Annotated in this window: 9 protein-coding genes; all 9 read left to right on the forward strand. The window is 63.9% G+C overall.

Going from position 1 to position 13,914, the window contains the following annotated elements; all coding sequences use genetic code 11:
• Nucleotides 1-146: 146 nt before the first annotated feature.
• Complete coding sequence (locus ACUJB0_RS24445; RefSeq protein ID WP_444847496.1) at nucleotides 147-3,434, forward strand: TIM-barrel domain-containing protein; 3,288 nt, start codon at nucleotides 147-149, stop codon at nucleotides 3,432-3,434.
• A 93-nt stretch (nucleotides 3,435-3,527) separates the two neighbouring features.
• On the forward strand, nucleotides 3,528-6,509 hold the full coding sequence (locus ACUJB0_RS24450) for a TonB-dependent receptor plug domain-containing protein (protein WP_444847497.1): 2,982 nt from the start codon (nucleotides 3,528-3,530) through the stop codon (nucleotides 6,507-6,509).
• Nucleotides 6,510-6,529: 20 nt separating this feature from the next.
• The gene (locus ACUJB0_RS24455; protein ID WP_444847498.1) at nucleotides 6,530-7,864 is read left to right on the forward strand and encodes a DUF3472 domain-containing protein; all 1,335 of its coding nucleotides are present in this window, start codon (nucleotides 6,530-6,532) and stop codon (nucleotides 7,862-7,864) included.
• A gap of 16 nt (nucleotides 7,865-7,880) precedes the next feature.
• Nucleotides 7,881-9,233, forward strand: coding sequence for a Gfo/Idh/MocA family protein (locus ACUJB0_RS24460; protein ID WP_444847499.1), 1,353 nt, complete (start codon nucleotides 7,881-7,883; stop codon nucleotides 9,231-9,233).
• Nucleotides 9,234-9,285: 52 nt separating this feature from the next.
• Nucleotides 9,286-10,206 (forward strand): patatin-like phospholipase family protein, encoded by a 921-nt coding sequence (locus ACUJB0_RS24465; RefSeq protein ID WP_444847500.1) that lies wholly within the window; start codon nucleotides 9,286-9,288, stop codon nucleotides 10,204-10,206.
• Nucleotides 10,207-10,242: 36 nt separating this feature from the next.
• Nucleotides 10,243-10,653 carry a heme-binding protein gene (locus tag ACUJB0_RS24470; RefSeq protein ID WP_161082374.1) on the forward strand — a complete coding sequence of 137 codons (411 nt, stop codon included), beginning with the start codon at nucleotides 10,243-10,245 and terminating at the stop codon, nucleotides 10,651-10,653.
• A 140-nt stretch (nucleotides 10,654-10,793) separates the two neighbouring features.
• Nucleotides 10,794-11,783: a heparin lyase I family protein gene (locus ACUJB0_RS24475; protein WP_444847501.1), complete on the forward strand. Its 990-nt coding sequence runs from the start codon at nucleotides 10,794-10,796 to the stop codon at nucleotides 11,781-11,783.
• Nucleotides 11,784-12,097: 314 nt separating this feature from the next.
• A complete protein-coding gene (locus ACUJB0_RS24480; RefSeq protein ID WP_444847502.1) occupies nucleotides 12,098-12,526 on the forward strand; it encodes a toxin-antitoxin system HicB family antitoxin in 429 nt (142 codons plus the stop codon).
• A 223-nt stretch (nucleotides 12,527-12,749) separates the two neighbouring features.
• Nucleotides 12,750-13,913 carry a glutamine-hydrolyzing carbamoyl-phosphate synthase small subunit gene (gene carA / locus ACUJB0_RS24485; RefSeq protein ID WP_444847503.1) on the forward strand — a complete coding sequence of 388 codons (1,164 nt, stop codon included), beginning with the start codon at nucleotides 12,750-12,752 and terminating at the stop codon, nucleotides 13,911-13,913.
• Nucleotide 13,914 lies beyond the last annotated feature (1 nt).

Genomic DNA, 13,914 nt, shown 5'->3' on the forward strand with positions numbered 1-13,914 from the left:
CAAACGAAAGTTTGTTATTCGATCAACTATCAATACGAAAGATTTGCCGCATATTTTTGAAATTTTCTCTTTCTTTTTGTTGACCTGCTTTGTTTTTATTCCTAGAGTAATTGCATCGCAACGTCTTTTCTTTCGAGAAGCAAACTATGAAACAGATTTTCGTCACCGCCGCCTTGCTGGCCAGCGCACCCCTGCTGGCCGCCCCGATCGGCAATTTGCGCACCGTCACCGCTGGCGCCGGCCAGCAGTGGGACCTGGTCACCGACACCGGCGCCCACATACAGGTTAGCCTGCCGCGCGCCGACGTGCTGCATATTTGGGCCGGCCCCAAATCGGACCTGACCGGCGCCGGCGACAAGGCCGCGCCCATCGTCGTCGCCACGCCGGCCGCCACGGTGGAGCACAGCGTCAGCGAGCAGGCCGACCATATCCTGATCCGCACGCCGGCCCTGAGTCTGCGCATCGACCGCAAGCCGCTGCGTTTCAGCCTGTTCCGCGCCGGCGACGCCCAGCCGCTGTGGCGCGAGATCCAGCCGCTGGAGCTGGGCGACAAGCAAAGCGTGCAAACGCTGAGCAGCGACAAGGCCGAACGCTTCTTCGGCGGCGGCCAGCAGAACGGCCGCTATGAGTTCAAGGGCAAGCAGTTGCAGGTGTCGTACTCCGGTGGTTGGGAAGAGGGCGACCGTCCCAGCCCCGCGCCGTTTTTGATGAGCTCACGCGGCTGGGGCATGCTGCGCAACACCTGGTCCGACGGCAGCTACGACCTGCGCCAGAACGATCAGATCTCGCTGGAGCATAACGAGGCGCGCTTCGACGCCTACTACTTCGTCGGCAAGGACCTGCGCGACGTGCTGGCCCGCTACACCGAATGGACCGGCCGCGCGCGCATGCTGCCACGCTGGGCGCTGGAATTCGGTGACGCCGATTGCTACAACGACGGCGACAACGTCAAGAAGCCCGGCACCGTGCCCAAAGGCTGGACCGACGGCCCGACCGGCAAGACGCCGGACGTGATCGAAACCGTGGCGCGCCAGTACCGCGAGCATGACATGCCGGGCGGCTGGATCCTGCCGAACGACGGCTATGGCTGCGGCTATTCGGCGCTGCCGGAGACGGTGCAGGGCCTGGCGAAATACGGCTTCCGCACCGGCCTGTGGACCGAGAACGGCGTCGAGAAAATGGCGTGGGAGGTCGGCACCGCCGGCACCCGCGTGCAGAAGCTGGACGTGGCCTGGACTGGCAAGGGCTATCAGTTCTCGCTGGACGCCAACAAGTCCGCCTACGACGGCATCCTGAATAATTCCGACGGCCGCCCGTTCATCTGGACCGTGATGGGCTGGGCCGGCACGCAGCGCTACGCGGTCACCTGGACCGGCGACCAAAGCGCCAGCTGGGACTACATCCGCTGGCACGTGCCGACGCTGATCGGCTCCGGCCTGTCCGGCCAGGCCTATGCCACCGGCGACGTCGACGCGATTTTCGGCGGCAGCCCGGAGACCTACACGCGCGACCTGCAGTGGAAAAGCTTCACGCCGGTGCTGATGGGGATGTCCGGCTGGGCGGCGGCGGAGCGCAAGCATCCGTGGTGGTTCGCCGAGCCTTACGTCAGTATCAACCGCCGCTACCTGAAGCTGAAGATGCGCCTGACGCCATATATGTACACGCTGATGCGCGAGACGGAGCAGAACGGCGCGCCGCTGGTGCGCGGCCTGATGTGGGATAACCCGGACGATCCGGCGGCCTACACCGAAGCCTACAAATACCAGTACCTGCTGGGCCGCGACCTGCTGGTGGCGCCGGTGTACCGCAGCCAGGCGGTCAGCCAGGGCTGGCGCCGCGGCATCCACCTCCCGCAGGGCCGCTGGTTCGACTACTGGGATGGCCGCCAGGCCACGGCCGGCAAGGGCGGGCGCGATATCGACCTCGCCGTCACGCTGGACAAGCTGCCGGTGTTCGTGCGCGCCGGCGCCATCCTGCCGATGTACCCGGAGATGCTGTACGACGGCGAAAAACCGAAGGACGTCTTGACGCTGGACCTGTATCCGCAAGGCGCCTCCGAATTCACGCTGTACGAAGACGACGGCAACACCCGCAAATACCAGGACGGCGCCTTCAGCCAGCAGCTGATCCGCATGAACGCCGCCGACGATGGCGTGACGGTCGACGTGGAACCGGTGGTGGGCAGCTACGCCGGCCAGCCTGCGCGCCGCGCCTATGCGTTGCGCATGCTGGCGCGCCAGCGTCCGTTCGCCGTCAGCGCCGGCGATGCCGTGCTGCCGCCGTTGGCCGACCGCGCCGCTTTCGATGCCGCCGCCGAAGGCTGGTACTTCGACGCGGCCGAGCGACTGGGCACGCTGCACGTCAAGACGGCCAGCCAGGACATCCGCCAGCCGCTGCGCTTCACCGTGCAGGCCGCCCCCGCGCGGACGGTGGCCGACGACGCCTTCCCAGCCGCCCCGGTGCTGGGCCGCGCCATCCCGGCCGACGCCATGATGGTGATGAACCGTCCGGCCGAGGAGACCGGCTACCCGCTGGAAAACGCCTTCGACAACAACCCCGCCACGTGGTTCCGCACCACGCGCAGCCCGGCGGTGCAGGGCGGTCCGCACGAATGGGTGATCGGCTTCACCGAGCGCCGCCTGATCGACGGCATCGAGATCGCGCCGCGCAACGACCAGCACTGGCAGCACGGCCAGATCCGCGACTACGAAATCTACATGGGCGATAACAACGGCGACTGGGGCCAGCCGATCAAGCGCGGCCAGCTGAAACTCCAGAAGGAAGCGCAAACCATCAGCTTCCCGCCGGCCGCCGGCCGCCTGCTGCGCTTCCGCGTCATGAGCACGCAGAACCCCGAAGGCGACGGCGCCTCCGCCACCGATCCAATGGTGACGGCCGCCGCCGCGCCGGCCGCACGCGCCTTTAACGCCGCCGTGCCGAGCGAAGTCCAGCCGATCACGCTGTCCGAGTTCCGCGTGATGGCCTACCAGCCGAAGGAAGGCCCGGAAGTACAGCAGTTCCTGTCCGACCTGGCCTTGCCGAAGAACGTCAGCCGCGACAAGCCCGCCCATGGAAACGAGATGCGCATGAACGGCCTGTGGTTCCGCAAGGGCCTCGGCGTAGGCCCGTCCAGCCGTGTGGACCTTCAACTGTCCGGCAACTGGAACCTGCTGCGCGCCGACCTGGGTGTGGACGACAGCTGCCGCAGCGCGGGTGGCATGCAGTTCCAGGTCTGGAGCGGCGAACGCCTGCTGTACGACAGTGGCCTGATCGCCGCACCGGCCGTCGTCAAGCCGGAAATCGATGTGCGCGGACTGAGTCAACTCAGCCTGCGCACCCTGGGCGCGCACGGCGGCAAGCCGGCCCAGGTCTGCGGCAACTGGGCCAACGCGGTCCTGATAGGCACCGAGGGCAGCACCGTCCGGCCGCGCTGACCTGACCTCCATTTTCACAAGTAAGAGCCCCTCTGCGGACCGGGGAGGGGCGGTTGCAGCCGTAAATAAACCACTAATAACAGGGAGACTATGATGCACATGAAAAAACTGGTGGCCGCGATGATGGCGGTGGGTCTGGCCTCGACTGCGCTGGCAGCCGATGACCTGGATGAGCAGGCACAGAAAAGCGCGAGGGACGACAAGACGATTCCACGAGTCGAGGTAACCGGCTCCAGCCTGAAACGCATCAACGCCGAAACCGCGTCGCCGGTGCAGGTGGTCGACGCCAAGCAGATCGAAAACATGGGTGCCCGCACGCTGCTGCAGGTGCTGGACAACCTGCCTGCCGCGCGCCCCGCCCAACAGGACTTCCGCTCGATGTTCACCGGCTCCGATGGCGCCTCGCAGGCCAACCTGCGCGGCCTTGGCGCGCAGGGCACGTTGGTGCTGTTGAATGGCCGCCGCCTGTCGTTCTACGGCGCGCCGGCCGGCTTCCAGACCATGTTCGTCAACATCGACGCCATCCCCGCAGCCGCCATCGAGCGCATGGAGATCCTCACCGACGGCGCATCGGCCGTCTACGGCTCGGACGCGGTGGCGGGCGTCATCAACGTCATCACCAAGAAGAATTACCAGGGCCTGGAAGCGCGCGCCACCGCCGACACGTCGACCAACGTCAAGTCCTACGGCGAGCGCCAGGCCAACGTCATTTACGGCCTCGGTGACTTGAACACCGACGGCTACAATGTCTACGGCTCGGTCAACGTCTACCAGCGCGACCGCATCGCGCTGGCCGACACCTACCTGAAGCGCCCCGACTACTTCTACGTCAACAACCCGACCTTCGTCTCCGGCATGCGCATCGGCACCGGCAGCGAACCGGGTGTGGTGAACCCGGGCACGCTGTTCGTGTTCGACAAATCCAAGAACAACGCCCGCACCCAGCGCGCGGTCAATGGCTGCAACACCTCCATCACCGAGGCCGCCGGCACCCGCTGCGTATGGAACTCGCTGCCGTACCAGCTGGACACCGGCCCAACGTCGGACCGTGTCACCGGCTACCTCAGTGGCCGCATGAAGCTGGGCGGCGACCTGGAAGGTTTCGCCGAAGCGGCCTACACGCACATCAAGCTGCGCGGCGAGAACGGCCCGCGCAGCTTTAACAGCGGCAGCACCAGCAACTGGTTCGCGCGTAACACCGGCACCACGCTCAACACCTTCGTCACGCCGTATCTCGGCCCGAACAACGTCTACCTGAAGGGCAAGCTCGATGCCGACATGGCGGCCAAGATGGGCGGCGCGGCGGGGCTGAACTACATCATGCTCGACGCGCCCGGCCACTTCGGCCAGACCAACGAGGACGACAACTACCGGGGCCTGGTCGGCCTGCGCGGCAGCATCGGCGGCGGCTGGGACTTCGAGACGGCGCTCAGCGTGGCGGGCAGCCACTCGACGTTGTACCAGACGATCAACATCAACACCCAGGGCTTCGCCAAGGCCTTCGGCCCGTTCACCACCGACGCGGCGACCGGCCGCACCTACATCGCCGACAACCCGGCCTACAAGTTCGGCGAAATCAGCGACGCCAATGGTGCACTGCTGCGCGCCGCTTATCCGACCTTCGACATCCAGTCCTGGACAAAGTTGATCACCTGGGACGGCAAGATCGAAGGCACTATCGCCAAGCTGGGTGAGCGCGAAGTGCGCGCCGCATTCGGCGTGAACCTGATGCGCGAGAGCTTCTACACGCCGGGCAACCAGGACGCCGCCAACGGCTACATCACGCAGCAGGGCGGCTCCTGGTTCGACGGCCAGCGCAACGTGGCCGCCGTGTTCGGCGAAGTGGTGATACCGGTCACCGACAAACTCGAAGTGAACGCCGCCGCGCGCCTGGACAAGTACCCGAACTTCGCCGCCAACCTGGCGCCCAAGATCGGCGTGCTGTGGCGCGCGCGTCCCGACGTGATGGTGCGCGGCACCTACTCGGAAGGCTTCCGCGCGCCCAACCTGGCCGAATCGGGCAGCGGCGGCGTGTTCGCGCAGGTGGGCGGCATCCGCGACACCGTGCGCTGCGACGAGACCAACGCGATGGCCAAGCTGCTGATGAAGTCCGTCACGCCGGCCGAAGCGGAGCTGGGCAAGAACCTGCTTAACTCGAACTGCTCGACCACGGTCGGCGGCCTGACGCCGCCCAACCCGCAGCTGCGTCCGGAGAAGGCCAAGATCTCCACCGCAGGCCTGGTGCTGCAACCGGCCAAGGATGTCAGCATCTCGGTGGATTACTGGTTCGTCTATCGCCGCAACGAGATCGTGCGCCAGGACTTCAATGAGCTGTTCACGCAACTGGTGGACAAATACGGCCCGGCGCTGGCCGGCACCACCGCCGCGATCCGCAACCCGATCTCCGATGCCGACCGTGGCAACATGGCCGCCGTCGCCGCGATGTGCAACAACCCGGCCAACACCGCGGCCTGCGCCGGCGGCGTGCCGAAGTACTCGGTCGGTAACCTGGGTGGCTTGATCAACTCCTACTCGAACCGTGGCCGCACGCTGCTCGACGGGATCGACGTCGATGCCCGCACCCGCTTCTCGCTGGGCGAGTACGGCAAGTTGAACACCGGCGTCTCGGCCACCATTCGCCGGCGCGAGACCTACAACTCCGAGGACGGCACCGGCTTCACCGGCAACGTGGTCGGCTTCTACGACTCGCCGCGCGTGCGCGCCACCTTCAATGCCGACTGGGCGTACCGTAACTTCGTCACCAGCATGTTCGTCAACTACACCGGCAAGACCAAGTGGGCGTACGGCCCGTGGGACAAGGACAACACGCCGGAAAAATGCACGGCCGCCTCGGTCGCGCTGCCGGAGAACCTGTGCGGCGGCGCGCCGTCGTATTACACGGTCAACCTGGGCCTGAACTGGAAGCCGATGAAGAACCTGGAGCTGGGCCTGAACATCAAGAACCTGCTGGACAAGCAGCCGACGTACGATCCAAACGGCTGGGAAGGTTATAACCACAGCCAGAACCTGTTCGGCCGCATGTATTCGTTCTCGGCCAACTACAAGTTCTTCTGACCCTTCCTGAGGAGCGCATCATGAAACAACGACCTTTGAATCAAAGACGATTGTTCCTGTATTCCGCGGCATTGATGTTGAGCGCCTGCGGCGGCGAAAGCACCGGAGGCCAGTCAGTACAAACCGCCGCGCAGGTGACGACGAGCGAGTCGCAGGCCAGTTTGGCCGCTGTCAATGCGAAGACGGTGGCGCTGGCCGGCAATGCCTTTATCACCAGTGCGCCGGCTGGCGCGGAGGAGGAAATTAACGGCAACGGCCTGGCCAACTGGAGCAACCCCGCCACGGTCACCAGCGCCTACTTCCGCATGGCGTCCGCAGGTTCGGTCACGCTGGGCCTGGACGCCCGGCTGGCCGGCAGTACCCGCAGCACGATACGCGTCACCGTCAACGGCAAGCCGTTCCTGGTGAAGTTGTCCGCCAACGGCGGCGGGACCTACCAGGTCGGCGCCGTCCACATCGCGGCGCCGGGCTACGTCAAGGTCGATCTGCAAGGCGTCAGCAAGGACGGCGGCTACTTCGGCGACGTTTCGGCACTGCGCGTGACCACCAACGCCGTCATCAACTACGCCGACGATCCGGCCAACTACTACTGGTCGCGGCGCGGGCCGTCGGTCCACTTGGGCTACACCACGCCGGCCAACACCGAATACTTCTACAACGAGGTAACGGTGCCGGCGGGGCAGGATCCGGAAGGCTCCTACTACATGGCCAACGGCTTCGGCCAGGGCTACTTCGGTATCCAGGTGAAGTCGCCGAGCGAACGCTGGGTGCTGTTCTCGGTATGGGATCCGGACGGCGGCGGCAAGACCACGTTGGTTAAAAAGGGCGCGGGCGTGGTGGACAACAGCTTCGGCGGCGAGGGCACTGGCGGCCAGTCCCACCTGAGCTACAACTGGATCAGCGGGAACACCTACCGTTTCATCACGCGCGCGCGGCCGGACGGCGCTGGCGCCACCGACTACTCGGCGTGGTTCTACGCGCCGGAGCTGGGCGTGTGGCGCTTTATCGCAACCTGGAAGCGTCCCGCCACCACCACTTATCTGACGGGATCCTACTCCTTCCTGGAGAATTTCATCGATACCAAGGGCTATACCGGCCGGCGTGTATCGTTCGGAAACCAGTGGGTCCGCGATGTGTCGGGCGCGTGGTCCGAGGTGACCAAGGCGCGCTTCACCGGCGATGCCACCGTGACCAACGCCCAGCGGATGGATTACGCCGGCGGCCTGGATAACGGCCAGTTCTATTTGCGGAACGGCGGCTTCTTCGCCGGCTATGTTCCCGTGAACCAGAACTTCACCCGTCCCGCCACCGGCCAGCAGCCGGCCGTGGATGTGACCACGCTGCCGCAGCAATAAAACAAGAAGGAGTGACATGAATTCAGCTTTTAATCGACGAGACTTCCTGACCGTCGGCGCGGCCCTGGCGGGCAGCCTGATGATGCCCAAGGCCTTTGCCGCCACGCGCGAGCGGGTACGCATCGGCATGATAGGCGCCGGCATGCGCGGCCAGGTGCTCCTGCAGGAGCTGCTGCGCCGCGACGATGTCGAAGTCGTCGCGCTGTGCGACATCGAGCCGATCATGCTTGGCCGCGCGCTCAAGCAGGTGGAAAAATCCGGCAAGGCCAAGCCGAAGACCTTTGGCGAGGACCGCGATTCGCAAGCCTACAAGCGCATGCTGGACGCCGGTGCGCTGGACGGCGTGATCATCGCCACGCCGTGGGAATGGCACGCGCCGATGTCCATCGCCGCCATGCAGGCCAAGGTGGCCGTCGGCTGCGAGGTGGTGGCCGGCATCACACTGCAGGACCACTGGGATGTGCTGAACACGCAGCTCAAGACCAATACGCCGTATATGCTGCTGGAGAACGTGTGCTTCCGCCGCGACGTGATGGCGGTGCTGCAGATGGTGCGTTCCGGCCTGTTCGGCGAGCTGGTTCACCTGCAGGGCGGCTACCAGCACGACCTGCGCGCGGTGAAGTTCAACAGCGGCGACCCGGCCAAGCCGTATGGCGGCGGCGTGGAGTTCGGCGCCGGCGGCTGGTCGGAGGCCAAGTGGCGCACGGCGCATTCGGTGCAGCGCAACGGCGAGCTGTATCCCAGTCACGGCATCGGCCCGTGCGCGATGTACACCAACATCAACCGCGGCAACCGCTTCACGCGTATCAACAGCTTCGCCACCAAGGCGCGCGGGCTGCACGACTACATCGTCAAGCAGCCCGGCGGCGCGGCCAGTCCGAGCGCGAAGGTGCAGTTCAAGCTGGGCGACGTGGTCACCACCACGCTGGCCTGCGAGAACGGCGAGACCATCATGCTGCAGCACGATACCTCGCTGCCGCGCCCGTATTCACTGGGTTTCCGCGTGCAGGGCACGGATGGGCTGTGGATGGACGTGAACAATTCCATCCACATCGAGGGCAAGAGCAAGCCGCACCAGTGGGAGGACTTCCAGGCGTACCAGGATAAGTACGACCATCCGCTATGGCGAAAGTACGCCAAGGACGCGGAGGGCGCCGGCCATGGCGGCATGGATTTCTTCGTCATCCAGTCCTTCATCGAAGCGCTGAAGGCGAGGGCGCCGATGCCGATCGATATCTACGACGCGGTGACGTGGAGCGCCATCTCGCCGCTGTCGGAGCAGTCGATCGCGCAGAACTTCCAGACGCTGGACTTCCCCGACTTCACGGCCGGGGCCTGGAAGACGCGCAAGCCGATCTTCGCGCTGTAAGGTAGGTTACAATCTGCTGCGCCTAAACCTAGCAAAGCAGATTGAAACCTACATGTCATCACGCCGCCTTTCCCTTGCCGCTTTAACCATCCTTGCCGCAGCCGCCTTCGTCGGCTGCAAGACCAATCCTTCGATTGAAACCCCTTCGGCGCCGCTGGCGGTGCCGGAGCCCCTGCCGCCCAAGAAAATCAAGATCGGCCTGGCGTTGGGCGGCGGCGCCGCGCGCGGCTTCGCCCACATCGGCGTGATCAAGGCGCTGGAGGCGCAGGGCATCTACGCGGACATCGTGGTCGGCACCAGTGCCGGCAGCGTGGTCGGCGCGCTGTACGCGGCCGGTAACAGCGGCTTCCAGCTGCAAAAGGTGGCGATGGACATGGACGAAGCGGCGATCTCCGACTGGGCCGTGCCGCTGTTCGGCAAGAGCTCCGGCGTGCTGAAAGGCGAGGCGCTGCAGACCTACGTCAACAAGGCGGTCAACAACCAGCCGATCGAAAAGCTCAAGATCCCGTTCGGCGCGGTGGCGTCGGACTTGAAGACCGGCCAGCCTATCCTCTTCCAGCGCGGGAATACCGGCATGGCGGTGCGGGCGTCGTCGTCGGTGCCGGGCGTGTTCCAGCCGGTGGTCATCAACGGCCGCTCCTACGTGGACGGCGGCCTGGTGGCGCCGGTGCCCGTGCGCTTCGCGCGCGACATGGGGGCGGATTTCGTCATCGCCGTGAACATCTCGACCCAGGCCGACGTGCAGGCGACCGTCAGCTCGCTGGACGTGATCATGCAGACCTTCAGCATCATGGGCCAGCGCATCAACCAGTACGAATTGAAGGATGCGGACGTGGTGATCTCGCCGAGCCTGGGCAAGATGGCCGGCAACGACTTCGCCGGCCGCAACCAGGCGATCCTGGCGGGCGAGCAGGCCGCCGCGCAGGTGATGGGGCAGATCAAACAGAAACTGGAAGCGAAGCGCAAGCCATAGCAGTACAATATCCGGTCCAATAAGAAGGAAGAACATATGCAAACCAAACCATACCTGTCGCTCGCCGACATCAAGAAGATCGCCGCCGGCGCCGAAGCCGAGGCAGTGGCCAACAACTGGCCAGTCGTGATCGCCATCGTGGACGACGGCGGCCATCTGCTGTGGCTGCAGCGCCAGGACGGTGCCGCGCCGCTGTCGTCGCACATCGCCCCGGCCAAGGCACGCGTATCGGCGCTGGGCCGCCGCGAATCGAAGATCTACGAAGACATGATCAACAACGGCCGCACCGCCTTCCTGAGCGCCCCGGCGCCGATGGCCGACGGCCTGCTGGAGGGCGGCGTGCCCATCATCGTTGACGGCCATGTCGTCGGCGCCGTCGGCGTCTCGGGCGTCAAGTCGGCCGAGGATGTACAGGTGGCCAAGGCCGGCATCGCCGCGCTGAACTAATCCCTTCGGCGTCCTGCCGAAACCGCCTGGCCATCCGGCCAGGCTTGCCCTCCAGGGTTTTGAAAAAAATAACAATGCACTTTTGACACCATCTTCGGAATCGGTGTTATTTTTGCATTTCCACTTATTCAGGAGGGGTAATGAAAACACCAATGGCCATGGCCCTGGCGCTGCTGGCGGCCGCACCGCTGCATGCGCAGACCGACCACGTCATGCCCGGCACCGACCCGGACTCAGGCGGCAAGCCGCGCGTCTTCAATTTCAATGGCGACCAGCCGTTCGTCAACGCCCTCGGCGTGCGCAACGTGGCGACGATGCAGTTCGGCACTGACGTCGTCTCCACCGCGATCACCAACGATGGCAGTTGCGGGCGACCCAAGGGGCTAGACCAGGACGGCAAGTGCCTTGGGCATATCGTCCATATCGAAGATCCCGACGATAAGACTCCCACCACCAGGGTCGCGCTGCTGGCCTCGGACAGCCCTTTCACGCCGACCTCGCCATATCGCACGCAGTTGACGTCCTTTTACGTGGATGCGAAGCGGAAGTATGTGGTGGACATCGAGTTCAAGCTGGACAAGAACTGGGACTTCGACATGAAGGGTGACGCCAAACACCCGGTCGGTAGCGGCCTGATCTGGCAGCTCAAGTCGGTGCCCAAGGCGCTGCCGGCCGGCTGCCAATACGGCAATCCCGTCATGGCCTTGAACCTGATCGGCAAGCGGCTTAATTTCAGCGTGGACTATCCCAAGTCGGCTTGGGACAAGCAGGTCTGGCCAACGGAAGTCTGCTGGGATGCGAATGGCCCGAACGGCTATGTCGAAGGGAAGTCCTGGGACATCACGATTGACCGTGGCGGGTATCATCATGTGCAGTTCATCTTCTATGCGGACGATGCGCCCAACAAGCCGATCAATGATCCGGTCAAGCCGGAAGGCAAGGGCTATCTGATCGCGTTGATGGACGACCAGCCCTGGTTCCAATATACGGGCCCGACCTTGCAGCCCGACCAGCCGAAGCGCCATCAGATGAGTTGGGGCTGGTACCAATGGTCGGGCATGCCGACCGAAGGGCGCAGCGACCGCATCATCTACTTCAGGCAGATGCGCCTGAGGGATTGGAACGACTAGGCGAGAGCCGCGCAGTACTTGGATGCCGCCTGGCTCAAAACCAGGCGGCATTTTCTATTGGAGAATCGAGGCAGCATGCAGTCCGCATGCCTATAATGTGATATCGCCAGCGATATCGCTGTGATGCCATGACTCCGAAGCACCTGGCCAAGATAAAAAAGACATTGCTGGCGATGCAGCGAAATCCGAGCTGTCGCGGCCGCTTAGTATTCCTGACCACAGTAGGGACGTAACGGTGGGGACGGCCGCTAGTATTGTCGACACCTTGCTGGACGACGTGGCGCAATGGGAAAGATTTCTACGAGGGGAGTGCGATGGTGGCGAAATATGAAAGCAAAGTCCGAGCCGTTCTTTCGCGGCCTTATGTCCGCCGGCTCTTGCCTGATGAGGCGGGCGGCTATACCGCTTATATCCATGAGTTCCCAGGGTGTGTTGCTGAAGGCGAGACTGCTGATGAGGCGTTAATCAATTTGGATAAGGCGGCTGCATCCTGGCTCGCGGTCTCGCTTGCGCACGGTCAGCCGATTGCCGAGCCGATGCAGCCGTTTGGTTTCAGCGGAAAGGTTGCGCTACGTATTCCCCGCAGCTTGCATCGAGATGTCGCGGAGCTGGCGCAGTTGCAAGGGTGTAGCATTAATCAATTGCTGTCTGTCGCGATTTCCGACTACATAGGCCGGCAGGGCTTGCCGCAACTGCCGGCCGAGTCGGCGCCTAAGTCCGCCGGCTATATTGCAAGTAAATAAAGCGGCGCCGCCAGTGGAAAATTTGGCGGTATTTCGCCGGCGGTCCATTGCCAAGCAGGGGAGATTTGGTTATAATTCAAAGGTTTAGCCAATCTCACCTCTACCGTAGCGACTACCACTCACTCCATCATCAATTGACCTTCCACCCCGGCCTGCGACGGCGGGGGACACACGACGGTCGTCTGACGTGGCGCAGCTACGGTAACTTTATCAGGAGTTGCCCTTGCCGCCATTTTTTTCTGGCCCTGCCGTTCCAGCCATACTGGCCCTCGCTGACGGAACTATTTTCAAAGGTTTTTCGATCGGCGCCGCCGGTCATACAACCGGCGAGGTAGTCTTTAATACGTCCATGACCGGTTATCAGGAAATCCTGACCGATCCTTCCTATAGCCGCCAGATCGTCACCCTGACGTATCCGCATATCGGCAATACCGGTGTCAATCCGGAAGACGTCGAATCCACCAAAGTCCACGCAGCCGGTTTAATCATCCGTGACCTGCCGCTGATGGCCTCCAATTTCCGCTCCACCCAGTCGCTGTCCGATTACCTGAAGGCCGAGAACATCGTCGCCATCGCCGGTATCGACACCCGCAAGCTGACCCGCATCCTGCGCGAGAAGGGCGCCCAATCCGGCGCCATCCTGGTGGGCACCCAAGGCAATGAGCCGTCCGCAGCGCAAGCGCTGGACCTGGCCCGTTCCTTCCCAGGCATCACCGGCATGGACCTGGCCAAGGTCGTCACCGTCAAGTCGCAGTACGAGTACACCGAAACCGAATGGACGCTGGGCGAAGGCTACGGCAAACTGACGGACCCTAAATTCCACGTGGTCGCCTACGACTTCGGCGTCAAGCGCAACATCCTGCGCATGCTGACCGCGCGCGGCTGCAAAGTCACCGTGGTGCCGGCGCAAACCAGCGCCGCCGACGTGCTGGCGCTGAACCCGGACGGCGTGTTCCTGTCGAACGGCCCAGGCGACCCTGAGCCGTGCGACTACGCGATCGCCGCCGCCAAGGTCTTCATGGAGAAGAAGCTGCCCCTGTTCGGCATCTGCCTCGGCCACCAGATCATGGGCCTGGCCTCCGGCGCGAAAACGCTGAAGATGAAGTTCGGCCACCACGGCGCCAACCACCCGGTGCAGGACCTGGACAGCAAACAAGTGCTGATCACCTCCCAGAACCACGGCTTCGCTGTGGACCCGGACACCCTGCCGGCCAACTGCCGCGTAACCCACAAATCGCTGTTCGACGGTTCGCTGCAGGGCTTCGCCCGCACCGACACGCCGGCCTTCTGCTTCCAGGGCCACCCTGAAGCATCGCCTGGCCCGACTGACGTCGCTTACCTGTTTGACCGCTTCATCGGCATGATGGAAGCAACGGAGAAAAAATAAG

Origin of the sequence: Duganella caerulea (assembly GCF_040362985.1) — a bacterium.
Taxonomy (GTDB): Bacteria; Pseudomonadota; Gammaproteobacteria; order Burkholderiales; family Burkholderiaceae_D; genus Rugamonas; species Rugamonas vulcania.

Excerpts from the sequence above, each read along its gene's own strand:
- ACUJB0_RS24455 (WP_444847498.1), top strand. The coding sequence starts at position 6,530 with ATGAAACAACGACCTTTGAATCAAAGACGATTGTTCCTGTATTCCGCG.
- ACUJB0_RS24470 (WP_161082374.1), top strand. The coding sequence starts at position 10,243 with ATGCAAACCAAACCATACCTGTCGCTCGCCGACATCAAGAAGATCGCC.
- ACUJB0_RS24475 (WP_444847501.1), top strand. The coding sequence starts at position 10,794 with ATGAAAACACCAATGGCCATGGCCCTGGCGCTGCTGGCGGCCGCACCG.
- ACUJB0_RS24465 (WP_444847500.1), top strand. The coding sequence starts at position 9,286 with ATGTCATCACGCCGCCTTTCCCTTGCCGCTTTAACCATCCTTGCCGCA.
- ACUJB0_RS24480 (WP_444847502.1), top strand. The coding sequence starts at position 12,098 with ATGGTGGCGAAATATGAAAGCAAAGTCCGAGCCGTTCTTTCGCGGCCT.
- ACUJB0_RS24445 (WP_444847496.1), top strand. The coding sequence starts at position 147 with ATGAAACAGATTTTCGTCACCGCCGCCTTGCTGGCCAGCGCACCCCTG.
- ACUJB0_RS24460 (WP_444847499.1), top strand. The coding sequence starts at position 7,881 with ATGAATTCAGCTTTTAATCGACGAGACTTCCTGACCGTCGGCGCGGCC.
- ACUJB0_RS24450 (WP_444847497.1), top strand. The coding sequence starts at position 3,528 with ATGCACATGAAAAAACTGGTGGCCGCGATGATGGCGGTGGGTCTGGCC.